24 protein-coding genes and 2 tRNA genes are annotated in these 23,779 nt (G+C 70.0%); 18 read left to right on the top strand and 8 right to left on the bottom strand.

What is annotated here, in order from left to right; all coding sequences use genetic code 11:
* Positions 1-287: 287 nt before the first annotated feature.
* Entirely contained in the window at positions 288-860 is a 573-nt protein-coding gene (locus IC605_RS20745) for a YdcF family protein (RefSeq protein WP_216328528.1), read from the bottom strand.
* A 135-nt stretch (positions 861-995) separates the two neighbouring features.
* Between IC605_RS20745 and topA the strand changes: the two genes are divergently transcribed.
* The 4 genes from topA to IC605_RS20765 all read left to right on the top strand — a co-directional run bounded on the left by topA (position 996) and on the right by IC605_RS20765 (position 6,021).
* Complete coding sequence (topA, locus tag IC605_RS20750) at positions 996-3,959, top strand: type I DNA topoisomerase (RefSeq protein WP_216328530.1); 2,964 nt, start codon at positions 996-998, stop codon at positions 3,957-3,959.
* A gap of 1 nt (position 3,960) precedes the next feature.
* On the top strand, positions 3,961-4,296 hold the full coding sequence (locus tag IC605_RS20755; RefSeq protein ID WP_216328532.1) for a hypothetical protein: 336 nt from the start codon (positions 3,961-3,963) through the stop codon (positions 4,294-4,296).
* A gap of 51 nt (positions 4,297-4,347) precedes the next feature.
* Positions 4,348-5,514: a cyclic dehypoxanthinyl futalosine synthase gene (mqnC, locus tag IC605_RS20760; protein WP_216328534.1), complete on the top strand. Its 1,167-nt coding sequence runs from the start codon at positions 4,348-4,350 to the stop codon at positions 5,512-5,514.
* 165 nt (positions 5,515-5,679) lie between these two features.
* Entirely contained in the window at positions 5,680-6,021 is a 342-nt protein-coding gene (locus IC605_RS20765; RefSeq protein WP_216328536.1) for a hypothetical protein, read from the top strand.
* 16 nt (positions 6,022-6,037) lie between these two features.
* Here IC605_RS20765 and IC605_RS20770 read toward each other — a convergent pair whose 3' ends face one another.
* Positions 6,038-6,289, bottom strand: a complete 252-nt coding sequence (locus IC605_RS20770; RefSeq protein ID WP_216328538.1) for a hypothetical protein — start codon at positions 6,287-6,289, stop codon at positions 6,038-6,040.
* 478 nt (positions 6,290-6,767) lie between these two features.
* Here IC605_RS20770 and IC605_RS20775 point away from each other — a divergent pair, with 478 nt between their 5' ends.
* A complete protein-coding gene (locus IC605_RS20775) occupies positions 6,768-8,027 on the top strand; it encodes a glucose-1-phosphate adenylyltransferase family protein (protein WP_216328540.1) in 1,260 nt (419 codons plus the stop codon).
* A gap of 46 nt (positions 8,028-8,073) precedes the next feature.
* Positions 8,074-9,099: a tRNA dihydrouridine(20/20a) synthase DusA gene (gene dusA, locus IC605_RS20780; protein ID WP_216328542.1), complete on the top strand. Its 1,026-nt coding sequence runs from the start codon at positions 8,074-8,076 to the stop codon at positions 9,097-9,099.
* Positions 9,100-9,101: 2 nt separating this feature from the next.
* On the opposite strand, the gene IC605_RS20785 is transcribed toward dusA, so the two are convergent.
* The gene (locus IC605_RS20785) at positions 9,102-10,355 is read right to left on the bottom strand and encodes a TCR/Tet family MFS transporter (protein WP_216328544.1); all 1,254 of its coding nucleotides are present in this window, start codon (positions 10,353-10,355) and stop codon (positions 9,102-9,104) included.
* Positions 10,356-10,463: 108 nt separating this feature from the next.
* Positions 10,464-11,513, bottom strand: coding sequence for a M42 family metallopeptidase (locus tag IC605_RS20790; RefSeq protein WP_216328546.1), 1,050 nt, complete (start codon positions 11,511-11,513; stop codon positions 10,464-10,466).
* A 36-nt stretch (positions 11,514-11,549) separates the two neighbouring features.
* Here IC605_RS20790 and apaG point away from each other — a divergent pair, with 36 nt between their 5' ends.
* Both apaG and IC605_RS20800 read left to right on the top strand, forming a co-directional pair.
* The gene (gene apaG / locus IC605_RS20795) at positions 11,550-11,960 is read left to right on the top strand and encodes a Co2+/Mg2+ efflux protein ApaG (RefSeq protein WP_216328547.1); all 411 of its coding nucleotides are present in this window, start codon (positions 11,550-11,552) and stop codon (positions 11,958-11,960) included.
* Between the two features lie 310 nt (positions 11,961-12,270).
* On the top strand, positions 12,271-13,509 hold the full coding sequence (locus IC605_RS20800) for an MFS transporter (protein WP_216328549.1): 1,239 nt from the start codon (positions 12,271-12,273) through the stop codon (positions 13,507-13,509).
* Positions 13,510-13,580: 71 nt separating this feature from the next.
* Here IC605_RS20800 and IC605_RS20805 read toward each other — a convergent pair whose 3' ends face one another.
* Together IC605_RS20805 and IC605_RS20810 are read right to left on the bottom strand one after the other, a co-directional pair.
* Positions 13,581-14,054 (bottom strand): DUF4262 domain-containing protein, encoded by a 474-nt coding sequence (locus tag IC605_RS20805; protein ID WP_216328551.1) that lies wholly within the window; start codon positions 14,052-14,054, stop codon positions 13,581-13,583.
* 34 nt (positions 14,055-14,088) lie between these two features.
* The gene (locus IC605_RS20810) at positions 14,089-15,819 is read right to left on the bottom strand and encodes a sensor histidine kinase (RefSeq protein ID WP_216328553.1); all 1,731 of its coding nucleotides are present in this window, start codon (positions 15,817-15,819) and stop codon (positions 14,089-14,091) included.
* 188 nt (positions 15,820-16,007) lie between these two features.
* On the opposite strand from IC605_RS20810, the gene IC605_RS20815 reads away from it, so the two are divergent.
* Complete coding sequence (locus IC605_RS20815) at positions 16,008-16,718, top strand: hypothetical protein (protein ID WP_216328555.1); 711 nt, start codon at positions 16,008-16,010, stop codon at positions 16,716-16,718.
* A 30-nt stretch (positions 16,719-16,748) separates the two neighbouring features.
* On the opposite strand, the gene IC605_RS20820 is transcribed toward IC605_RS20815, so the two are convergent.
* Complete coding sequence (locus tag IC605_RS20820) at positions 16,749-17,489, bottom strand: RNA methyltransferase (protein WP_216328557.1); 741 nt, start codon at positions 17,487-17,489, stop codon at positions 16,749-16,751.
* A gap of 36 nt (positions 17,490-17,525) precedes the next feature.
* Between IC605_RS20820 and IC605_RS20825 the strand changes: the two genes are divergently transcribed.
* Both IC605_RS20825 and IC605_RS20830 read left to right on the top strand, forming a co-directional pair.
* The gene (locus IC605_RS20825) at positions 17,526-18,026 is read left to right on the top strand and encodes a DinB family protein (RefSeq protein ID WP_216328559.1); all 501 of its coding nucleotides are present in this window, start codon (positions 17,526-17,528) and stop codon (positions 18,024-18,026) included.
* 70 nt (positions 18,027-18,096) lie between these two features.
* Positions 18,097-18,804 (top strand): alpha/beta fold hydrolase, encoded by a 708-nt coding sequence (locus IC605_RS20830; protein ID WP_216328562.1) that lies wholly within the window; start codon positions 18,097-18,099, stop codon positions 18,802-18,804.
* On the opposite strand, the gene IC605_RS20835 is transcribed toward IC605_RS20830, so the two are convergent.
* The gene (locus tag IC605_RS20835) at positions 18,773-20,152 is read right to left on the bottom strand and encodes a glycogen synthase (RefSeq protein WP_216328564.1); all 1,380 of its coding nucleotides are present in this window, start codon (positions 20,150-20,152) and stop codon (positions 18,773-18,775) included. The genes IC605_RS20830 and IC605_RS20835 overlap by 32 nt on opposite strands.
* Positions 20,153-20,254: 102 nt before the next feature.
* Between IC605_RS20835 and IC605_RS20840 the strand changes: the two genes are divergently transcribed.
* The 7 genes from IC605_RS20840 to IC605_RS20870 all read left to right on the top strand — a co-directional run bounded on the left by IC605_RS20840 (position 20,255) and on the right by IC605_RS20870 (position 23,772).
* A tRNA-Ile gene (locus tag IC605_RS20840) sits at positions 20,255-20,330 on the top strand.
* A gap of 16 nt (positions 20,331-20,346) precedes the next feature.
* Positions 20,347-20,421, top strand: a tRNA-Val gene (locus IC605_RS20845).
* A gap of 390 nt (positions 20,422-20,811) precedes the next feature.
* Positions 20,812-21,132: an ArsR/SmtB family transcription factor gene (locus IC605_RS20850; RefSeq protein ID WP_216328567.1), complete on the top strand. Its 321-nt coding sequence runs from the start codon at positions 20,812-20,814 to the stop codon at positions 21,130-21,132.
* Positions 21,133-21,136: 4 nt separating this feature from the next.
* A complete protein-coding gene (locus tag IC605_RS20855) occupies positions 21,137-21,598 on the top strand; it encodes an arsenate reductase ArsC (RefSeq protein ID WP_216328569.1) in 462 nt (153 codons plus the stop codon).
* A gap of 1 nt (position 21,599) precedes the next feature.
* On the top strand, positions 21,600-22,286 hold the full coding sequence (locus tag IC605_RS20860; RefSeq protein WP_216328571.1) for an MIP/aquaporin family protein: 687 nt from the start codon (positions 21,600-21,602) through the stop codon (positions 22,284-22,286).
* A 182-nt stretch (positions 22,287-22,468) separates the two neighbouring features.
* The gene (locus tag IC605_RS20865) at positions 22,469-23,044 is read left to right on the top strand and encodes a DUF305 domain-containing protein (RefSeq protein WP_246581117.1); all 576 of its coding nucleotides are present in this window, start codon (positions 22,469-22,471) and stop codon (positions 23,042-23,044) included.
* A 59-nt stretch (positions 23,045-23,103) separates the two neighbouring features.
* The gene (locus IC605_RS20870) at positions 23,104-23,772 is read left to right on the top strand and encodes a winged helix-turn-helix domain-containing protein (protein WP_216328572.1); all 669 of its coding nucleotides are present in this window, start codon (positions 23,104-23,106) and stop codon (positions 23,770-23,772) included.
* The last annotated feature ends 7 nt before the right edge of the window (positions 23,773-23,779 follow it).

A 23,779-nucleotide genomic window follows, 5' to 3' on the forward strand; every position in this document is an offset into this window, starting at 1 on the left:
AGGGGGAGCGGCGCTGCGCTACGCAAGGGCACACGGGCGGCGTGGGTGGACGGGTTCCTGCAAGCGGAAGGTGTGATCTTGTCGCGTCCCAGTCGCTACCCCACCGTCTCGCTGCGCGAGCCGACGTGGCCGTGGGCCAGGGGCGTTCAGTCACGGGTACTCATCGGGCGTCCAGATCGACGGTTTGAACAGCGCAAAGGCCCCCGCCCTCTTTCTCCCTCTCCCCTTGTGGGAGAGGGCCGGGATGAGGGGGCGTGTGACCACCTCCCCCGCCCCTGCCTCCCTCCCTACCTCCCCACCCCCAGCAACGAGTACGCCAAGAGCGCCAGCTTCTCCCGCAGCAGGTAACGGCGGTCCGGTCGGTCGCCGAGGGGACTCGGGCTCGCGTTCGCGTTCATGTCGAGGGCGTGTGCGAGGGCCAGGGCGCGCGGCGCGTGGGCCTCGTCGGTGACCAGGGTGACGGGGGTGTGGGGGGGCAGGTACGCGCGGGCATTGCGCAGGTTCTCTACCGTCGTACGGCTGCGTGTCTCGGCGAGGAGGGCGGTGGACGGGACGCCGTGGCGGTGCAGGTAGGTCACGCCGACCTCGCCCTCGCTGTGGGGGTCGCCGGGCTGGCGGCCTCCCGTCACCACGACGGTCCGGATACCGCCCGCCCGGTAGAGGCTCAGGGCATGGTCGAGCCGACGCTGGAAGGCGGGGCTGGGCCTGCCCGCATACTGCGCGGCGCCGAGGACCACGAGGACGGGGTGGGGCGGCTGGGCGGAGGGTACGCGCGCACCGGGGGCCAGCAGGAAGGCGGCCACCAGCAGCAAGGCGAGGGCGAGCGGCAGCAGGGAGAGGCCCGAGCCCGTGGCGCGCATCGCGGCGAGCGTAGCACGGAGAAAAGGCGGCTGGGTGGGGAAAGAATGGGCCGGGAGGTTTCCGTGACATGCGGCGCCGTACCGTGAGGGGGGCTGTGCTACGCTCCGCGCAAGTTTCTCAGGGGAGCCTTCGTTATGTCCAGAACCCTCGTGATCGTCGAGTCGCCCGCCAAGGCCAAAACCATCGAGAAGTACCTCGGCAGGGGGTACGCGGTGGAGTCCTCCATCGGGCACATCCGCGACCTGCCCAGGAGCGCCGCCGACGTTCCCGAGAAGTACAAGGGCAAGGCCTGGGCCCGCCTCGGCCTCGACGTGGAGGACAACTTCAAGCCCCTCTACGTCGTCTCGCCCGAGAAGCGCCAGCAGGTCGCCAAGCTCCGCAAGATGGCCTCCGAGGCCGACGAGATCATCCTGGCGACCGACGACGACCGCGAGGGCGAGAGCATCGCGTGGCACCTCTACCAGGAACTGAGGCCCAAGGTCCCCGTCAAGCGGATGGTCTTCCACGAGATCACGAAGGAAGCCATCCAGCAGGCCATCGCCCACCCCCGCCAGATCGACACCAACCTCGTCGAGGCGCAGGAGGCCCGCCGGGCGCTTGACCGCCTCTACGGCTATGAGGTCAGCCCGGTCCTGTGGAAGAAGGTCGCTCCCAAGCTCTCCGCTGGCCGGGTGCAGTCGGTGGCGACCCGGATGCTCGTCGAGCGTGAGCGCGAGCGGATGCGCTTCGTGAGCGGGACGTGGTGGGACCTTCTGGTGACGGCGGCGACGAAAGACGGCGAGACCTTCCCCGCCCGGCTGACCGACGTAGATGGCGTGCGGCTGGCGACGGGCAAGGACTTCGATCCGCTGACCGGCAAGGTGAAGAAGGGGACGGAGGTGCGGTTGCTGGACGAGGCGGCGGCCCGTGCCCTGGCGGACGGCCTGACCGGGCAGACGCTCACCGTCACCTCCGCCGAGGAGAAGCCCTTCACCCAGCGGCCCTATGCTCCCTTCATCACCTCCACCCTCCAGCAGGAGGGGAGCCGCAAGCTGGGCTTCGCCGCTACGCGGACCATGCGGGCAGCGCAGCGGCTGTACGAGCAGGGCTACATCACCTACATGCGGACGGACTCGACCAACCTGTCGCAGGAGGCGATCAACGCCGCACGCACGCAGGTCAAGGCGATGTACGGTCAGCAGTACCTCAGCCCCCAGCCGCGCGTCTACGCGAAGAAGGCGAAGAACGCCCAGGAAGCGCACGAGGCGATCCGCCCCGCCGGGTCGAGCTTCCGCACGCCGGAGAGCCTGCGCGGCGAGCTGAGCGGCGACGAGTGGCGCCTCTACGACCTGATCTGGAAGCGTACCGTGGCCTCTCAGATGGCGGACGCTCGTGGTCGGAGCCTGCGGGTGCGGCTGGCCGGGAAGGCGACGGGTGGGGAAGAGGTGGGGCTCAGCGCCTCGGGTCGCACCATCGACTTTCCCGGCTTCCTGCGCGCCTACGTGGAGGGCCGTGACGACCCGAACGCCGCGCTGGAGGACCGGGAGACGCCCCTGCCGCCCCTTAAGGAAGGCGACCGCGTGACCGCTGAGTCCGCCAAGCCGGAGGACCACGAGACCCAGCCGCCCGCCCGCTACACCGAGGCCTCGCTGGTGCAGGCGTTGGAAGCCGCCGGAATTGGCCGCCCCTCGACCTACGCGAGCATCCTCGGCACCATTCAGGAACGCGGCTACGCGGTCAAGAAGGGGCAGGCACTCGTCCCCACCTGGACGGCCTTCGCCACCTCCGCCCTGCTGGAGCACCACTTCGGGCGGCTGGTGGACTACGACTTCACGGCGCGGATGGAGGAAGACCTCGACGACATCGCGGGAGGGCGGGCCCAGCGGGTGCCGTACCTCCGCCGCTTCTACCTGGGCGAAAACGGGGAGGGCATGGCCCTGCGTCCCCTGATCGACTCCAAGATGGGCGAGATCGACGCGCGGGGCATCGCCACCATCCACGTCCCCAAGCTCGACGGCAGCGGCATCGAGGTGCGGGTGGGCCGGTACGGGCCCTACATGCAGCGGGGCGAGGAGAAGACCAACCTTCCTGAAGACCTCGCGCCGGACGAGTTGACCGCTGAGAAGGCCGCCGAACTGATGAACCGCCCGACCGGAGACCGGGTGATCGGCACGGACGAGGCGACCGGGCATCCTGTGGTTGCGCGCGCCGGACGCTATGGGCCTTACGTGACGCTGGGCGACGGCAACCCTCCTATCCGCTCGGCAAGCTTGTTCCCAGGTGACGACCTCAACACGATGACCGTAGAGCGGGCCTTGCGTCTCCTCAGCCTTCCGCGTCTCGTCGGCACCTCTGAAGGCGAGGAAATCTGGGCGCAGAACGGCAAGTTCGGGCCGTACCTGAAACGCGGCAACGACAGTCGCAGCCTCGCCGTCCACGAGCAACTGTTCACGGTGTCTCTCCCCGAGGCCGAGGCCCTCTTCATGCAGCCGCGCTTCCGGGCGAGGGGCGCCGCCGGTCCCCTGAAGACCTTCGAGTACGAGGGCCACGCCCCCATCCAACTCAAGTCGGGCCGCTACGGACCCTACCTGACGGACGGCGAGCGCAACGCGACTCTGCGGAAGGGGGAAGAGGAGGGCAACCTCTCTCCTGAACGCGCCCTGGAGATTCTGGAGGAACGCGGCAAGGAACCCAAGAGCAAGGCGGGCAAACCGGGCCGCAGGACGGCAATCTCGAAGGCCAGCGGGACGAAGGCGAAGACGGGCGGCACCAAGACGACTGCCCGGGGGAGCACGGCACCCCGAACCCCGGCGACGAAAACTCCAGCCCGAAAAGCCCCGGCGAGCCAGACGAGCGCGAGGAAACCCGCCGCGAAGGTCACGCCGACCAGAACTAAGGCCGCCCCCAAAGCCCCCGCCAAGACCGCCCTCACCTGGGCCGACCTCAAACCGCACCTCGGCGTGCTGAGCGAGCAGGAACGCGCCCTCGTCACCGCCACCCGTGATCAGGGGCGCAAGGTGGAGGAGGTCGCCCCCACCCTCGGCCTCGACGTGAAGAAGGCGAAGGGGATGGCGCTCCAGGCGAGCAAGAAGCTCAACCAGGCGGCACGCGGGGAGTAGCTTGCCCAGCCGTCCGCCCCTCCGGCGCAGGCCCCCGCCCCAGACCCTGCACCTCGCGCGGCTGGCGCAGGGCACGCCGGGGGAGTGGGTGGCCTTGCCGGGGGGCCTCCTGCGAGTCCTCGCGCTGGGCGGCAAGGTGGACGGTCCCGCCGCGACGGGCTGGCTCACCTGCCTGACGGGCGAGGCCATCCTCGACCTGCCGGAGCGCGAGTTCGTCCGCCTGCGCCCCGCCGAGACCTACCGCGTCACGCTGGGGGAACCGTGGACGGCGCTGCCCGTGCGGGAAGGAACGGTGCTCCTCCTCGCGCCGGACGGGGAGACAGGCCGCTCCTCCTGAATCGCGTCTCACGGGACGCTTGCCGCCCCCTGCCGGTGCTAGCGTGACCCCATGTCCTCCGGTGCCGAACTCCTCCAGAAGGCCGCCTCCGGCGTGCGCCTGAGCGCCGCCGAGATCGAGGCGCTGTACCACCTCCCGCTGCCCGAGGTGGCCGCCGTCGCCCACGGGCTGCGCCTGGAGCGGCGCGACCCCGACGTGGTGACCTTCCTGATCGACCGGAACATCAATTACACCAACGTCTGCAACGTGGGCTGCAACTTCTGCGCCTTCTACCGCACCCGCCGCCAGAAGGACAGCTATACGCTGGACTACGAGGAGATCAGCGCCAAGATCAGGGATCTGGAGGCGGTCGGCGGCACCCGCATCCTCCTCCAGGGGGGCGTGAATCCCGAATTAGGGCTGGACTACTACACGGGCCTCTTGTGGCACGTCAAGGCGCACCACCCCACCATCCGCATCGACGCCTTCTCGCCGGAAGAAGTGCTCTTCATGGAGAAGACCTTCGGGCTGAGCCTGGACGCACTCCTCGACACGCTCATCGAGGCGGGGCTCGACGGGCTGCCGGGGGCGGGCGGGGAGATTCTGGAGGACGAGGTGCGTCAGGGAGCGGCCCCCGCGCGCATCCGCTCGGACGACTGGTTCCGGATCATCGACGCGGCGCAGCGCAAGGGGCTGTACACGATTTCCACGATGGTGATCGGCTTCGGGGAAAGTTTCGCCCAGCGCGCGGCCCACCTCCTCAAGATCCGGGAGCAGCAGGACCGGGCGAACGCGCTCTACGGCGGCAACGGCTTTTCGGGCTTCGCCATGTGGACCCTCCAGACCGAGCACACGCGGCTGCACGGCAAGGCGCCTGGCGCGACCGCCCACGAGTACCTTCAGCAGCTCGCGGTGGCGCGCATCGCCCTGGACAACGTGCCCAACATCCAGGCGTCGTGGCCCGCGCAGGGCTTCAAGGTGGCGCAGGCGTCGCTCTACTACGGGGCGAACGACCTCGGGAGCACCATGCTGGAGGAGAACGTGGTCTCAGCGGCGGGCGGGCACGGGCGGCACAGCGCCACCGTGCGCGAACTCGTGCGCATCGCCGTGGACGCGGGCTATACCCCCGCCATCCGCAACAGCCGCTTCCAGATCATCGCCTGGCCCGACGCGGACGCCCTGCTGAACCGCACCGAGGCCAACCCCGAGGCGGAGCGGGCCGTGGGAGCGGTGGGGTAGGGTCTTGGCCGGAGCTTGGGTTCGCCACCCGCGCCTTTACCTTCAAGATGAAGTAGTTCACAATGGGTCCATGTGTTGTGGGTTGACCGGGGGTTTCCTCCCGTTGATGGACGGAGGAAGAGAGGACCCGGCCAGACGGGTGTCGTTTGTTTTCGGGGGGGGCCTTTGCTCGCGTTCGTGATCTGCGAGGCCCTGGACGGGAAGGTGTGGCAGGCGGAGGCGCGGTTTCTGGTGCGCTCGGCACGTGACCTGCGGGCGCTGCTCGCCTCGGCGGGGCTGGGCGACCGGGGCCACCAGCCCGACGTGAGCGTGACCGTGCGGGGCGACCTGCTGATGGAAGACCGCCGGGTCAGCGGGCGTACGGTCCTGACCACGGAAGAGGTCGCCCGCCTCGCGGAGATGGCCGAGCCCAACGAGCGGGCCCAGCTCCTGGCGTGGCACGCCTTCGCCCAGACGTTGGAGGACGCCGGACGATCCGCGCGGCTGATCTTCTGGTTCGTGGGGTAGGGGAGGCGAGCCCCGCTCAGGCTGCCCCGTCCACCTGTTCGTCCACCCGCGCCCGCCGTTCGAGGTCGTCGAGTGCCCGCTCGTAGAGGTCTTGGTCGAGACCGGGCACCACCGCGAGAAAGGTCGCCGCGTCCTCTAGCGCGGCGTGGAGGCTGTCGTGGTGCCAGCCCGGCCCCTCGGCGATCAGGCGCACGCGGCCGGACGTGAGGAGAAAGCGCACGCGCCCCTGGCTCGTCCGCGTGTCGCTGAAGTGCCGGGTCACGTTCATGTCCTCAGCGTAGAAAACGGGCGTGAGGCCAGCATCGACCAAAATGATGAGGCGTTCAGGGTGCGGGCAGGCGTCATGGGCGGTGTGTTCCCTTCCCTCTCGTCACCGTGCGGGTGGTCCCGCCTCAATGCCGGTCCCGGTGCCGTGGCGAAGCGGGATTTCGGGCCGGGCAGGGTGGGAGTGCGCGCCTTGTTCATCGCCCGGTAGAGGCAGGGGCGGGGGTGGGGCACGGCGGCGATGCTCGCCCTCGCCATCTGGCCGCGCGAACACCGGCCCGAGGTGCGGCGCGTCGTTCTCAGCGTGAAGTTCAGGACCCCGGGTCCACCCGCGCTGACCGGAGGGCGGGCTTCGTCATTCGGGGGGTGCCGGGCCGCAGGAGGTGATGGAGCTGGAGTCGACTGTACCCACCGGCCCCTCATGAAGCGGCGTCCAGAGGTCCCTCACGGCCCTGGGACCTTCACCCCACACACTCGGGGCGATGAGCACGCGCATTGCCGGTCAGAAGGTCCTCGCCATCGTCCTCGCGGGGGGGAAGGGCAGCCGCCTCGCTCCGCTGACGACCGAACGGGCTAAACCCGCTGTGCCCTTCCTGGGCACCTACCGATTGATCGACTTCTCCCTCTCCAATCTCGTGAACAGCGGCGTGGGCGACGTGTGGGTGATCGAGCAGTACCTCCCGCACGGCCTGAACGACCACCTCTCGGGCGGTCGGCCCTGGGACCTCGACCGCACGCGCGGCGGGCTGGTGGTGATGCCGCCCTTTTCCAGCCCCGAGAACGAGGACGGCGAGTTCGCCCAGGGCAACGCGCACGCCCTGGCCCAGCACGTCCGGCTGATGCGCGAATTCGCCCCCGACGTGGTGCTGGTGATGAGCGCCGACCACGTTTACAAGCTCGACTATTCCGACGTGATCCGCGAGCACGTCCGCCACGGCGCCAGCGTCACGATGGTCACGACCGACCTGAAGGACGCCGCGCAGGCCACCCGTTTCGGCAATGTGCGGGCGGACGGCGAGGGCCGCGTCACCGAGTTCGCCTACAAGCCGGACGAGCCGCTGGGGGAGACGGTCACCGCCGAGGTCTTCGTCTACGACGCGGACATCCTGATGGACACCCTGGAGGAGCTGGAGCGGCAGGGCGACTTGGGTGATTACGGCGAGGAGTTGCTGCCCGCCCTGGTCTCGCGAGGGGACGCCTACGCGCACCCGCTGGAGGGGTACTGGATGGACGTGGGCACGCTGGACGCCTACCTCCAGACCCACCGGGATTTCCTGGACGGCCACGGCTTCCCGCTCGACACGCGCGACTGGCCCTTCATCACGAGTTCGATCTCCCGGCCCCCCACGCGGGTGCACGGGACCGCCCGGCTCGACCGCGCCTTCCTCTGCGGCGGCGCCGAGATCGCGGGCGAGGTGATCGGCAGCGTGGTCGGCCCCAACGCGGTCGTCGAGGAGGGCGCCGTGGTCCGCGACAGTATCGTGCAGCCCGGCGCGGTCGTGAGGTCCGGGGCGCGGGTCGTGCGCGCCATCGTGGACGCCCACGCCGTCGTGGAGGCCGGGGCTGAGGTCGGTGCGGCGGAGGGGGACGGCCCCCCTACCGTGGTCGGCGCCCACAGCGTCGTGGAGGCCGGGGCGAAGGTGGGGGCGAGTCTGATCGTCGAACCGCGCCAGACGGTGCGTGCCGGTCGGGAGGGGGAGACGGCCCGCCCGGCGGAGAGGGACGACCAGGCGGGGAAATAGCCGCCACCTTTTTCCCCAAGCTGCGAGGGTAGACTGCTCGGCTGAGATGAGTGCCGCGTCCCGCCCACCCCACACCCTGTCCGTCGCCCCGATGATGGACTGGACGGACCGGCACTGCCGCGCCTTCCACCGCACCCTGACCCGCCGCACCCTGCTCTACACCGAGATGGTCACGACGGGCGCGATCCTGCACGGCGACCGGGAGCGGCACCTGGGCTTCGGGGAGGCCGAGCACCCGGTCGCGCTGCAACTGGGAGGCTCCGACTCCGCCGCCCTCGCCGAGTGCGCCCGCATCGCCGAGGCCTGGGGCTACGACGAGGTGAACCTCAACTGCGGCTGCCCCAGCGACCGGGTGCAGAATGGGAGTTTCGGCGCCTGCCTGATGGGCACGCCGGACGTGGTGGCCCGCTGCGTGGAGGCGATGCGCGGCGCGACCTCCCTCCCCATCACGGTCAAGCACCGCATCGGCATCGACGACCTCGACAGTTACGAGCACCTCACCCGCTTCGTCTCCACGGTCGCGGCGGCGGACTGCGAGACCTTCATCATCCACGCGCGCAAGGCGTGGCTCTCGGGCCTGTCGCCGAAGGAGAACCGGGAGATTCCGCCCCTGCGCTACGAGGTCGTGCGGCAACTCAAGGAGGACTTCCCGGGGCTGACCGTCGTCCTGAATGGTGGCATCCTGAGCCTCGAAGCCGCGCGGGATCATCTGACTTGGGCCGACGGCGTGATGGTCGGGCGGGCAGCCTATCAGGACCCGTACATCCTCGCCACCGCAGACCGGGACATCTTCGGGGAGGACGTGAAATCGCCCACCCGGCGCGAGATTGTCGAAGACTTCCTGCCCTACGTCGCGGCGCAGTTGGAGGCGGGGCAGCCTCTGAACCGCGTGATGCGCCACATCCTCGGCCTCTTCGCGGGGCAGCCTGGCGCCCGTCATTGGAAGCGGACGCTGAGCGAGCAGGGCCACCGCCCCGGCGCGGGGGTGGAGGTCGTGCGGGAGGCGCTGGCGGGGGTGCCGGAGAGCGTGCTGGACGCGCGGCCCGAGGTGGGTACGGCTCAGCCCGCCTGACCCTATTCCTGAAGCCGCACCGGAGCCGGATTCTTCCCCGCCCGCCGCAGCACCACGCCTGCGACGAGGGTGCCCAGCAGGCTGAACACGGCGGAGAGGTAAAAGGCCGCGCCGGGCTCGTTGAGGGTATTGCCCGGCCGGGTGAAGTAGGCGAAGACGCTCGTGGCGAGGATCGGGCCGACGATGCCCACGAGGCTGTTCACGCTCGTCAGCGCCCCCTGCACCCGGCCCTGCTCGCTGGGATCGACCGTGCGGCTGATCAGGCCCTGGATGGCCGGGCCCGCGATGCCCGCCAGCGCCCCGAGCAGGATGGAGGCGTACAGCGTCGCGTCCGTGCGCGCCGCTCCCAGCAGCACGTACTGCACGACGCCCAGCAGGAGCCCGGTGATGATCGCGCCCCGTTCGCCCAGCACCCGCATCGCCGTCCCCACCAGCCCCGCCTGCACGATGGCCGAGAGCAGGCCGATGACGGCGAGCGCCACCCCGTTGTCCCGGGGCGTCCACCCCAGCACCCGCTCGGTGAAGAGGACCCAGGTGCTGAAGATCGCCTGCTGCGCCAGCCCGATCAGGATGAAGGCGGCGGCGAGGTTGCGCACCAGCGGATAGCGCCCCAGCACCGTCAGCGGCGCGAGGGGGTTGAGTACGCCCCGTCCCGGACGCGTTCCCCGGTTCTCCGGCGCCAGCGACTCCGGCAGGACGAAGAAGCCGTAGAGCGCGTTCAGAAGCGCCAGCCCCGCCGCCACCAGGAAGGGCAGGCGCAGGTCGATGTCCCCCAGCACCCCGCCCAGCGCCGGGCCCAGGATGAAGCCCACCCCGAAGGTCGCCCCCAGCAGGCCAAAGGAGCGCGCCCGGTTCTCGGGAGGCGTCACGTCCGCCAGGTAGGCATTCGCAACCGTGATGCTCGCCCCCGTCATCCCGGCGATGATCCGGCCCAGCAGCAGCCACCACAGGTTCGGCGCGAGCGAGAGCAGGATGTAGTCGAGGCCCATTCCCGTCAGGCTCGCCAGCAGCACAGGGCGGCGTCCGTAGCGGTCAGACAAGGCGCCCAGGATCGGCGCGAACACGAACTGCATCAGGGCGTAGACGGCGGTGAAGAGGCCGACGAACTGCGCCCCGGAGGTGTCCGACCCGGCCAACTGGGTCACCAGGGGCGGAAAGACCGGGATGATCAGCCCCAGCCCCATCACGTCGAGCAGCACGGTGAGCAGGATGAACGCGAGCGCGGCGGGACGGCGGGAGGCGGGGGGAGCGCGCATCCGGGCAGTCTAGAGCGGGGGCCGGGAAGGGCGGTAAGCCTTTTGGACGGGTCAAGGCGAGGGAGCGGCTGAGACGAACAGCCCCGGCCACTCCCCCACGCCTCCCCCTCAGCGCGTGAAGTCCGGCTCGGCCTCCAGCCCGCGAATCCAGGCGGCGATGAGGCGGATGCAGGCGTCCACGTCCCGCGCGTCCACCATCTCGTTCGGGGAGTGCATGTAACGGGCGGGGGCGCTGACCACCGCACTCGGCACGCCCGCCCGCGCGAGGCTGAGGGCGTCCCCGTCGGTGGCCGTGGAGTGCGGGTTGGCGCTGAGGGTGTAGGGAATCCCCTCTGCCTGCGCCGCGGCGATCATCTGCCGCCGGATCACCGGGCTCGTCCGCGCGCTCACGCTGAGGTTGGCGCCCGAGCCGAAGGGCTTCACGCCGCTCCTTTTCTCGCTCACGCCCGGCTGCTTGGTCTCGTGCGTGAGGTCCACGGCGACGCCCGCGACCGGGTTCAGGCGGTAGCCGCTCACCTGCGCCCCGAAGAGCCCGATCTCCTCCTGGCTCGTGCCGACGGCGACGACACGGTATTTCAGCTCTGTCCCGGCCAGCGCCCGCAGCGCCTCCAGTACGATAAAGGCGCCCACCCGGTTGTCGAGTGCCCGGCCCACGATCCGCTCGCCCACGAGGAGGGGCCCCTGGTCAATCACGCCCACGGTGCCGACCGGGATGCGGGCCTGCGCCTCCTCCCTGCTCAGGCCCACGTCGAGCCACAGGTCCTCCATCTTGCTCGCCTGCTTGCGGTCCTCGGGTTCCATCAGGTGAATCGGCTTCTTGCCCACCACGCCGGTCAGGTCGCCCTCCGGCGCGAGGAGGCGGATGCGCTGCCCCACGAGGACCTGCGGGTCCCAGCCGCCGACGCCGACCACGCTGAGGAGTCCCTCGTCGCCCACATGGCTCACCATCAGGCCGATCTCGTCGAGGTGGCCCATCAGGGCAATCGTCGGCGCGTCCTCGGGGCCGAGTTCGGCGTAGACGTTGCCGAAGTGGTCCTCGGACACGCGGGCGAAGGTCTGCGCCTCCCGCTTCCACACGTCCGCCGCCCGGCGCTCGGAGCCGCTGGGCCCGGCCTCGCGCAGCAGGGCGAAGAGGAAGTCCTGATTGATTTCAACCATGCGGGGAAGTCTACGCCACGCGGCTATGCTGCCCGCATGACCCATCCCCCCAGCCCGGACAGCGACCCGGCGAGCCCCGTGCCCGACGTGCGCGTCACCGTGGACGTGCAGCACTTTCCCTCCCACTCGACCCCGAAGCGCCGCGTCTTCGCCTACGTCATTCGCATCGAGAACCACAGCGACGAGACGTGGCAGCTCCTGGCCCGCCACTGGAACATCGTGGACGCTTCTGGCCGCGAGACGGTGGTGGACGGCGACGGCGTGGTCGGCCAGCAGCCCCTCATCGCGCCGGGCGGCGTCTTCGTGTACGACTCCTTCGTGACCGTGCAGGACACGCCGGGGCGCATGGGCGGCCACTACGTCATGCAGGACGCCTGGGGAGTGCGGGCGCGGGTGCCGATCCCCCCCTTCGTGCTGGAGGTGCCGGGGGAAAGGACGTTGAATTAGGAGGCGTTCCGGAGGTGATGATGTGGCCGCCTGAAACAGCGTCAGCGAGGAGCAGGCGGCATATCGCACGCGATGGGCGACCACGGACAATCCCAGCGGGCGGGGTTGGTCGAGAACCCGCAGGAGGAGAGCAGGAAGGCCAAAACGCCAAAGGCTAGAACGCGCCGCTTCATGGAGACATCCTGGCAGGCGGTCTCTTACGGAACTCTGCTCTCCTCACGCCTGCGACCCCTCTGGAAGGGGCGGAAGTGTCGGGGGAGCGGACGCTGAATGAGGATGCTCGCTCAGCGATGACGCGCTAGGCTCAGCCATGAGGGCGTGGCGGGCGGGACCGACCTTCCGGCGACTGTGGCTGGCGAGCACGAGCGCGAATATCGGGGACGGCATCGGCAAAACGGCGCTGCCGCTGCTCGTCGCGTCGATCTCCCGCGATCCCATCGTCGTTGCCAGCCTCTCGGCCTTCGCGGCGCTGCCCGGCCTGGTGTTCACGCTCCCTTTCGGTGCCCTGATCGACCGGCTCGACCGCCGCACCCTGCTCGTGGTCGCGCACACGTCACGCGGGGTGCTGCTCGGCCTGCTCGCCCTCGCCATCTTTATGGGGCACCTCCAGATTGCCCTGCTGTACGCGGTCGCCTTCGTCCTCGGCACGGCGGAGACGCTGGCGGACGGGACCGCCGAGACCTTCGTGCCGTCGCTCGTCGAGAACGAGCACCTTGAGGACGCCAACGGCGCGCTGTACGCCACGAGCGTGACGAGCAACGAGTTCGTCGGCCCACCTCTGGGGGGTCTGCTGTTCGCCGCCTCTCCCGGTCTGCCGTTTCTCGTGAACGCCCTGAGCTTTCTCGGGAGTACGGCCCTGATCTCGACCCTGCCCAGCCGACCCGCGCGGCGAGGAGTGGCGGGCGAACCGTGGTGGCGCGAGGTGACGGACGGCCTGAAGTGGCTGTGGTCACACCCGCTGCTGCGCTCCGTGGCCCTGCTGATGGCCCTCACGACGCTGCTCGACGCGGCGGTGTTCGCGCTGTTCGTCCTCTTTGCGACGGCTCTCCCCGGCGTCGGTCCGGTCGGCTACGGCCTGCTGCTCACGGCGGGCGCGGTGGGGCACATTCTCGGCAGCCTGTTGTCGCCGTATGTCTCACGGCGCTTCGGGGCGGGGCGGACCGTGCTCGGCTCGGTGTTCGTCCTGGGGCTCGTGTATCTCGGCTTGAGTCTCCTCCACGCGCCGCCGCTGCTGGCCGCGCTGCTGGTGCTCGACGGCCTCAACCTGGGCTTGTCCGGGGTCGTAAAGGTGTCGTTGCGTCAGCGGCTCGTGCCGCCGGACCTGCGCGGGAGGGTGGGCGGGGCGTACCGCTTCGTGGTCGCCGGTGCCGCCCCGCTCGGCGCGTTTCTGGGAGGTGTGCTCGGCCAGACCCTGGGCCTGCGCCAGACCTTTGGGGTGGCGGGTGGGCTGGCCCTCGTGGTGGCGGTGCTGTTCGTGGGCCGCGTGAACAACCGGGCGGTGGCCCGCGCCCAGGAGCGGGTGGACGGACAGACCCATTCTTCCGCGTGAGTGACGGCGGTGGGTGTGGGTGCCCCCATCCCGCCCTTCGTGCTGGAGGTGCCGGGGGAGAGGACGCTGAATTAGGGCGTGTTCAATACAGGTTGCAAGTCTCGCCACTCAGGGTTGAAACCGTTCTGCCAGGGGTAGAGCCCTTGCTTATCCGGCCACACGCACTGTAAGGCCGCAAAGGGTTGTTGGCGATACAACCACATGGCGGTGCCCAGATACTCCTTGGAAATGCTCCGGCGCGACTCCGACAAAAGCGCAATCGTAGCCCTCCAAGAGTTCCGGTATTGCCGACCATCCTCAAACCGCTGGTGTCCGGTCTTCACTTCATCGCCCGCAATGTTGAGAACGAGGTGCATCAGATCGAGGTCGAGCCCCACCATAATGATTTCCGGGTGGCCGTAGTTGGCCCATAAGCCGACGGTGAAGGCAAAGCTGGGGCCTTCCTCGTCCGCAGGTACTTTGAGGACATACCAGCCATGCGTTCGGATACCGTCGATCAGGCGGCGGTCGAAGTCATTTTCAGGAGCAGGGAAGGTAAATGCCATCAGGCAGTGTCGCATGGTCGAGTTGTAGAAACTCCTACGCCTGCGGCACCTCCGCCTCCACCAGCGTCCCGTGCCCCGGCTCGCTCAGCACGCGGTATTTGCCCCCCCTGCTCTCCACCCGCTCGCGCATCTGCATCAGGCCAAGGCCCCCGGCGCTGCTGACCCGGCCCGAGACCTGGGCGGGGTCGAAGCCCGCGCCGTCGTCCTGCACCCGCAGGGTGACGTGCTGGCCGCCGTGCAGGGTGACGGTGACTTCCCGGGCGCGGGCGTGCTTGGCGACATTATTCAGGCTCTCTTGCAGGATGCGGAAGACGACTGCCTCGTCCCCCGGAGCGAGGTGAATCTCGCCCGTGATGTTCAGCGTCGTGCGGATGCCGTTCTGCTGCCCGAAGTCCTCCACGTAGCGCCGCACCGTCTCCAGCAGCCCGTACCGTTCGAGGTCGATGGGCCGCAGCGCGAAGATCGAGCGCCGCACCTCCTTGATCTGCTCGCGCAGGAGGGCAGTCGCCGCGCGGACCTCGGCCTCCGCCCGCTCCGGGTCCGCGTGCAGTTGCCGGGCCACGAGGTCGAGCTTCAGGGCGCAGAAGGCGAGCGACTGCGCCACCCCGTCGTGAATCTCGCGGGCGATGCGGGCGCGCTCGTCGCTGATCGCCAGTTCCTCGGAATAGAGGTAGGCGCGGGCGTTGCGGACGCCCAGCGCCGCCTGCGCCGCCAGCAGCGCGAGCAGGGGCACCCGCGCGTCGGTGAAGGCGTCGGGCCGCGCGTCGCCGAGCACGAGGACGCCGACCAGCCCCTCCTCGTCGCGCATGGGGAAGCCCAGGGCACTCGCCGCGCCGGGAAAGACCTCGGCGGCCTCCCCGGGGGTGGCGCTCAGGGGCGTGTCGGCCTCCGCCACCCGCAGCGCGAAGGGCGGGGCGAGGTTGCCGCCGCCCATGCCCTCACCTGTCGCGTCCTGGCGGTATTCGAGCCTCAGCACGCCGTCCTGGTCGCTGAGGTACGCGGCCCGCGCCCCCGCCCGCACCCGCTCGGCCATGTTGCGGGTCACGCGGGCGAGCAGCCGCCGCAGGTTGCGCTCGGCGCGGATGGACTGGTCCACCGAGTACAGGGTCATCAGGTCGAGGGTCCGCTGCCTTGCGGCCTCCACCCCGGTCGCCACCTCCGCCGCGAGGGCCTGCGCGAGCGCCTCCGTCTCCGGGCCGGGCGGCGTCTCGAAGTGCAGGGCGAGGGCGCCACCCCCCGGGATGCCGACCTTGAGGGACTGGAGTTCGGCGCTGGGCGTGGTCACAGGCATGTCTCCCCGCGCCGTGCCGCTTAGACCCCCGGGCACCGTGAGGGTGGCCTGCACCGCTCCCGTCGCCCGCACGGCCCCCCGCGCGGCGACCTCCACGACCGCGCCCATGTCGGCGGCGCCGCTCAGGTCGCGCATGAGTTCCTGCACCGCCCGCAGCCGCCCGTGCGAGGCGCTCAGTTGACCGTACAGATCGCGCAACTCGCGCTCGGCCCGCTCGCGCGCCCGGGTGCCCTCCGCGATCCACTCGACCGAGAAGAAGGTCACCGCCGGACCCACCAGCCCGTAGAAGAGCAGATGCGCCCACACCTCGCGCCCGGCGTCGCGCAGCCCCGCGATGAAGTACTCCACCACCGCCACCACGAGCACGATCAGCGGCGGCAGGACGTTGCGCACCAGCCGCACCCGGTCGGAGAGCGGCACCTCGCGCGGCTTGGGCGGCGGCGAGGTGGGGAGTCGGGCGGGCAGCTCCGTCATGGAAAACAGTCTAGGGAGGGTACGGGGGGAGGACCGTGCTCGAGGTGAGCAAGAGGGGCCACAGAGGACGCGGTCCATGTTCCGGCCCCTTCCCAACCGCGCCTGCCCGCCTTGTGAACGGCTCTCACGCTGCCCAGATACCCTCCCTCCATCCCGGCCCGCTGGGGCTGACCGAGGAGGAACAGGCCATGATCCGACCCCGACTGTCCGTGTCACTCGTCCTCGCCCTGCTGCCGACGTCCGCCGGAGGAGCCGTCGCCGCCCGCTCCTACCCGGCCCCGGTGTCACCCCGCGAACTCGACCGGTGGAAGGCCTACGGTCCCAGCACCACCTCCTGGCTGACTCAGGTTCCCGGCGAGCAGGGATCGCCGCGCGTGCGGGTGGTGTCGAGCAAGGAGACGACGGCGCGCGCCGCCGTGCTGGAGATGGTGAAGGTCAAGCGCATCACGTTTGTCGGGACACCCCGCATCACCCTCGAACCGCTGGAGGCGTGGCGCGAGTTCGGCGAGGACCGCCGGATCGGGTTGTTCGAGACGCGGCTGTGCGGCCAGCCGGGCATCCTGTTCGTGAAGACACAACGGCGGAAGGACGGCACCCACTACGTCGCCGCGCGAGAGATGACGCGCGCCACCTTCGAGGCGTGGGGGGGCATCGCCCACACGCTGATGCTCGACGAGATCGTGCCGTCAGTGAACGTGTTCCCGGCCAACCGTCGGCGGCAGATCGCCACCGCGCCGCTGCTGAAGCAGATCGCACTCTACGAGGCGGCGCTCAACAAGCTCTACAGCAACTTCGTCGGCGCGATGATCATGGCGCAGGGCGAGGTCACGCGGATGATGACCCAGCTCAACTACAACCTGTTGTTCGGAAACGACATCAGCAACATGCTGCCAAGGTAGGGCGCCCGGCTCGGGGCGACGACACCCCTTTCAGACTGACCCGTCCCCGTCCCGTCCCTCCACCGTCCCCCTCCGCGCCGCGTCCCGCACCTTCCACTCCACCTGCCGCAGGAGGCCCCGGAAGAGGCGGCTTTCGGCGCTGCTCATCAGCGCGCGGTCGAGCATCGTGCGCCACAGCCGCAGCGTGTGGCGGGCGCGCACGGCGTCGGTGTAGCCGATCAGGTGCATCGTCTCGTGCAGGTGGCCGTACAGCGCCTCCATCTCCTCGCGGGTGGCGGTCTTGCGCTCGCTCGCGGGCACCTCGTCCTGCGCCTGCAAGAACTCGTAGCACACCAGCAGCACCGCCTGGGCGAGGTTGAGGCTCGCGTAGTCCCCGGTCGGTACCCGCACCGTCACCTGGCACTGCTCCAGGTCGGAGTTGACGAGCCCCGTCTCCTCCGGCCCGAAGACGAGGGCGGGGGCGGCGGCGGCGCGGACGAGCGGGCGCACCTGCGAGGGGTGCCGGGGCGGGGCGAGGTCGGCGCGCACCCGGGCGGAGGTGCCCACGCTCACGTCCCGGTCGGCGAGCGCGTCGCGCAGGGTGGGGTACACGCACGCACTCCGCAGCAGTTCCTCGGCGTGGACGGCCATCGCCACCGCCTGACTGTCGAGGGGGTCGCAGCGGGGGGCGACGAGGCGCAGGTCGCGCGCGCCCATGTTCAGCATCGCGCGGGCGGCGGCGCCGATGTTGCCGGGCGTCTTGGGGGAGACGAGGACGACGGCGAGGTTCACGCCCGGGATGCTAGCGCGTGAGGACTAGAGTGCCCTATGGACCTCCTCGACCGCCTCCTCGGCCACGACGCCTGGACCACGGCCCGCCTCATCGAGCAGAGCCGAGGCCTGACCGACGCGCAACTCGATCAGGAGTTCGACCTGGGCTGGCGCACCGTGCGGGCGACTCTCGGCCACATCGTCGAGAACATGGAGGGGTGGACGGACCTGATGAACGCTCAGCCGGAACGGACTTTTCCTGAACCCGCCGAACGCTGGCTGACGCTGGATGTTCTGCGCGAGCGGCTGGACACCGTGGCACCCCAACTTGCCGAACTCGCCTACCGTATTCAGGCCGAGGGCCGTCTGGACGAACTCTGGACCTTCCACGAGAATCCGCCCGTGTCCCTCACCTATGGCGGCACCCTCGCCCACGTCCTCACCCACTCCATGCACCACCGCGCGCAGCTCGTCCACATGCTGAAAAGGCTGGGCGTGCTGGACGTGATCGAGGGCGACGTGTTGAGTTGGGAGGAGGAGCGAGAAGCTCGGGCGTAGCGGGTTCCGATCACCGGCCCTCAAGCAACCCTGAAGATCCCTCGCTCGCCCGCCGCCCTAGCCTGGGCGCATGAGTGCTCCCTCCCCCCACACCGTCCTCTTCCTCCACGCCTACCCCTTCTCCGGCGCGATGTGGCTGGACCAGCGGGCGGCCCTCGAAGGCGCCGGGCTGAACGTCCTCACCCCGCACCTGCCCGGTTTCGGCGGGCGAATGGGGGCGATGACCTCCCTGGCGGACACCGGCCGCGACCTCCTCGCCGAGCTGCCGGACGTGCCGCTGGCGGTCGTGGGCCTGAGCATGGGCGGCTACCTCGCCCTCGAACTGCTCGCCCAGGCCCCGGAACGTTTCACCCGCGTGGTCCTCGCGGACACCTCGGCCCGGTCCGACGACGGGGAGAAACGCGAGAGCCGCGAGGGGCAGGCGGAGCGAGTGCTGGAGGAGGGCAGGGACTTCATCGTCGAGGCCGCCCGCGAGGAACATTCCCCCGCCACCTTCGGGCGCGTCCTCCCGATGATCGAGGTCGCCACGCCGGAGGGGATCGCCGGGGCCCTGCGCGCGATGGCCGCCCGCCCCGACCACCGGGACACGCTCCGGGAGCTGCAACTCCCCCTGCTCGTCCTCGTCGGCGAGAAGGACACCCTGACTCCGCCCGACATGGCACGGGAGATCGCCGACCTCGGACACGGCGAACTCGGGGTCATCCCCGGCGCGGCCCATCTCTCCAACCTCGACGCGCCGGAGGCCTTTAACGCGGCGCTGCTGGACTTCCTGCGGTAGGGGTCATGTCCTCCGCACCCAGCCGGGCGTACAGGGCGAGGTACTGCCGCGCCGGGCCGTCCCAACGGAAGTCGAGGGCCATCCCGCGCGCCATCCGTTCCTGCCACCCCCCGGGGTCGTCGAAGGCGGCGCGGGCCTCCCCGCAGGCCGTCGCCAGCGCCTCCGGGGTCGCCGCTCCGAACCGGAACCCCACGTCGTGGGGCACGGTGTCCGCCAATCCGCCCGTCTCCCGGACGACGGGCAGGGTGGCGTAACGCATGGAGATCATCTGCGACAGGCCGCACGGCTCGAAGCGGCTGGGCATGGCGAAGGCGTCGGCGCCCGCGTAGATGCGGTGGGCCAGCGACTCGTTCATCCCCTGCGCGAAGGCGACGCGCGGGTGCAGCGCCCAACCCTGGAGCGCGGCGGTGAGGAGTGGGTCGCCCCCGCCCAGCACGACCACGTTCCAGTCCTTCACGAGGTCGGGCAGCGCCTCGATCAGCAGGTCCATCCCCTTCTGGTCGGCGAGGCGGCTCACCGTGCCCAGGATCGGGAGGTCGTCCAGCCGGAACTCCGCCCGCAGCGCCTCGGTGTTCGCTTTCTTCGCCGCCGGGTCCGCGTAGGGGAGGATGTCGGGATCGGTGCGCGGGTCCCACCGCTCCTGGTCGAGCCCGTTGATGATGCCGCTCAGCCTCCCCTCCAGCGTCAGGCGCACGAGCAGGCCGTCGAGCCCCTCGCCGTACCCCGGGGTGGTGATCTCCTGCGCGTAGGTGGGGCTCACGGTCGTCACGTGGTCGGCAAAGGTCAGGCCCGCCTTCATCAGGTTGAGGTCGCCGTAGAACTCCACCCCGTCCGCCCCGAAGGCCGAGTCGGGCAGCCCCGTCCACCACCGTGCCTCCGCCAGGTTCCAGCGCCCCTGGTACTGGAGGTTGTGGATGGTGAAGGCCGTGCGCCAGCCCGTCAGGTGCGCGTGCGCGACGACCAGCCCCGCCTGCCAGTCGTGGCCGTGCAGCACGTCGGGCGTGACCTCCAGCGCCTGCAAGACGGGCAACGCGGCCCGCCCGAAGGCGCAAAACCGCCACACGTCGTCCGGGTGGTACATCCCGGGCCGCTCGAACTCGGCGAGCCCCACGAAGAGGAAGCGCACGTCCCCCTCCCTCAGCTCGCCGACCCGCACCGCACCCACGCCGGGCACCTCGCCCCGCCACACCTCGTTCGGCTCGCCGCTCAGGCTCGCGTACCACGGCGACACGACCGTCACTTCTGCCCCCAGCCTCGCCTGGACGGCGGGCAGCGCCGCCAGCACGTCCCCCAGCCCGCCCGTCCGCGAGAACGGGAACACTTCCGACCCCACATGTACGACCCGCATGCTGGGCATCCTACCCGCCCCGGCGCCCGACCTGGCCGGTTTGACAAGCTCCGAGGAGCACTGGTACACTTCCTCTCGCTCGTAAGGGCGCCCCTGAGCCCTGGGCTCTTAGCTCAACGGTCAGAGCAGTCGGCTCATAACCGATTGGTTGCCGGTTCAAATCCGGCAGGGCCCACCAACACGGCAGGCGGCACGGGCGGTTAGCTCAGCGGTAGAGCATTCGCTTCACACGCGAAGGGTCGTAGGTTCAAATCCTATACCGCCCACCAAGAAAACCCCGGCTCAGCCGGGGTTCTTCCTTTTGTTCCTGGGGCTCATCCTTCGCCACGACAGACAACTGACAGACAACCGGGCCGTATGCAGGACTCCATGCAGGCTGGACACAGGAGGGGGGCGCTCCTGCCGGCCCGGCCACAGCGCCCGCCGCAGCTGCTCGACGGCCGCCCGGCGCCTGGCTGGGAGCATCCTCGACACGTTGAGTAGCTTCCAGCGCACGGCGGGCAGCTCCTCACCTGCTTTTGCCCGGGGCATTCCCCAGCGTAAGGCTCGAAACTTCGGGGTGTCGTTCTTCGGCGAACTGACCTGATCGCCACTCCCACGGCCTGGTCAATGGAGTGGGCCAGCCAGCAGGCCCCGGGCATCGCCCCTACACTGGGGGCGTGACCACCCTCGCCGTTCCCAGCGTGCTCGACCAGCTCAAGGCGCTCTCCCACGAGATTCGCTATGACCTGATCCGGCACCTCGCCGGAGGCGAACGCTGTGTCTGCGACCTCGAAGCCCTGCTGGGGCTCCCGCAGTCCAGGGTCTCCTATCACCTGGGCATCCTGCGCGAGGCCAACCTGGTCGCCGCCGAGCAGCGCGGCAAGAACACCTACTACCTGCTCTGCCAGGATCAACTCTTTCGGTTGGGTGGCGCCCTCCTGACCGACATTTTCCCGGTCTCTCCCCACTCGATGCATCAAACAAAATCGATATGCTAGGGGCGTGACGCGCGTCCTGATCCTCTGCACCCACAACTCGGCCCGCTCGCAGATGGCCGAGGCCCTGACCCGCGCGGCGGCAGAGCGTGTGGGGTTGGACCTCGATGTGCATTCCGCTGGGACCGAGGCCACCCGGGTCAAGGACGAGGCGAAGACCGTCATGGGGGAGATCGGGCTGAGCCTCGACGGGCACATCAGCAAGACGCTCTGGGACGTGCCGGACCCGCAGAACTTCGACTACGTGATCACCGTCTGCGACTCGGCCGCCAAAGCCTGCCCCGCCTACCCGGGCCGGACCCACCGGCTGCACTACCCCTTCACCGACCCGAGCGGTGGGAGCCTGGACCGCTGGCGGGCGGTGCGCGACCAACTGGGGGTTCAGTTCGGGGCCTTCGTGCAGGCGCTGGGGGAAGGACAGCCTGTGCCCGCCAGCTACGAGGACAGCCCTGCCGTCCCCGTCGCCTGACGTGACGACGCCCCTTCCGCATGCCCTCGTGGCCGAGGCAGTGGGCACCTTCGCGCTGGTGTTCTTCGGGCCGGGTGCGGCGGTGGTACAGGCGCAGACGGGCGCGCTCGGGCACCTGGGCGTGGCCGCCGTGTTCGGGCTGACCGTCGCGGCGGTGATCGCCGCCTTCGCCCCGATCAGCGGGGCGCACATCAACCCGGCGGCTACCCTCGCCCTGACGCTGGCGGGCCGTTTCCCACCCGGCAGGGCGTTGCCCTACGTCGCGGCCCAACTGCTCGGCGCGGTCGCGGCGGCGTTCCTGCTGCTGGCGCTGTTCGGCAGGGAAGGCAACCTCGGGGTCACGCTCCCGGCCGGAAGCGTGGGCCAGGCGTTCACCCTCGAAGTCGTGCTGACCTTCTTCCTGCTGCTGGTCGCCCTGCGCTCCGGGCTGCCCTGGGTGGTGGGGGGGGTCGTCGCCCTGGAGGCGGCGATGGGCGGCCCGATCACCGGGGCGAGCATGAATCCCGCCCGCAGTTTCGGCCCGGCCCTGGCGAGCGGCCTCTGGACCGCCCACTGGCTGTACTGGGTGGCCCCCCTGCTCGGCGCCGCGCTGGCGGTGGCCGTCGATGCCCTGCTGCGCCCGGCCGAACCCGTCGAACCAGAGCCCCGTCTCGCCCGGGAGTTCGTGCTCGAGCAAGAAACTCCCTGAGAACGGAGTCACGCCAGCAGGGCGCGGAAATGAACGCCAGGCCGCCTGCAGTTTTCCCCGCCGGGCCGAGTCCAGGAAGGGCCGTGAGCGACCATGCGCGAGTACGAGTAAGGGCGACGGCACCCACCGTCCCCCCTCTGCCGCTTGACACGAGCTTAACAGCGTCCCCCTAGCCTGCGCGTATGCGAATGACCCTCCTGACCCTGCTGGCCCTGGGCGCCCTGCCCGCTCCAGCCCTCGCCCAGATGGACCACGGCACCATGCACACGACTGCCCCCGCGACTGGCATGAGCCAATCGATGGACCTGAGCGCCCTGAATGCCCTCACCGGCAAGGCCTTCGACCGCGCCTTCCTCTCCATGATGATCCCGCACCACCAGGCCGCCGTCGCCATGAGCCAGGCCGTGCTCGGCACCAGGGACCCCAGGGTGAAGGCCTGGGCGACGGCCATCATTAAGGACCAGAACCGCGAGATCGTCCAGATGAACACCCTGCTGAAGAGCTACGGCGGCACCGACCGCCGGATGCAGGCGAGCATGAAGTCCATGATGGGTGACATGGCGAGCAGCGTGAAAAATGCCAGCAACAAGGACCGGGCCTTCGTGCAGGGCATGATTCCCCACCACGCTTCTGCCATCGATATGGCGAACCTCGCCCTCCAGAAATCGCAGAACCTCGCCGTGCTCAAGCTCGCCCGCGACATCACCCGCGCCCAGGCGGTCGAAATCTACGAGTTCAAGGCTTACCTGCTGCGCTGAGCCCCGAAGCTTTCCTGCCCCACCTCTTCGGTGGGGCCGCTTGCTGACCCGGAGACCCGATGCCCCACGTCCTGATCGTGGACGACGATCCCGCCATCCTCGAAATCCTGCGCGCCTACCTCACGGCCGAGGGACACACCGTCCTGGAGGCGGGGGACGGCGTGCAGGCCCGCGCCCTGCTGCCCCGCGCCGATCTCGCCATTCTCGACTGGATGCTGCCCGGCGTCTCCGGCCTGGAACTGGCCCGCGAAGCCCGGGCGGCCCGCCTCGACCTGCCCATCCTGATGCTCACCGCCCGGGGGGAGGAGGAGGACAAGCTGCGCGGCCTGGACACCGGCCTCGACGACTACGTGGTCAAACCCTTCAGCCCGCGCGAGGTCGTGGCCCGGGTGCGGGCCCTGTTGCGCCGGGTGGGGGTCCGGGAGACCGTCACCAGTGGGGGCCTGCACCTCGACCTGCGCGCCCGGACCGCGACCCTCGACGGTCAGCCCCTGGACCTCTCCAAGCTGGAGTACGACCTGCTGGCCGCGCTCGCCTCGCATCCCGGCCTGGCCTGGACCCGGGAGCGGCTGCTCGAACGGGTCTGGGGCCAGGACTTTCCGGGCACCGAGCGGGTGGTGGACGTGCACGTCACCGGCCTGCGCAAGAAGCTCGGCGACGACGCCGAGCGACCGCGCTTCATCGAGACGGTGCGCGGGGTCGGCTACCGTTTCAGGACCGATGCTTGAGGAGGCC

Origin of the sequence: Deinococcus aestuarii, from assembly GCF_018863415.1 — a bacterium.
GTDB classification, from domain to species: Bacteria; Deinococcota; Deinococci; order Deinococcales; family Deinococcaceae; genus Deinococcus; species Deinococcus aestuarii.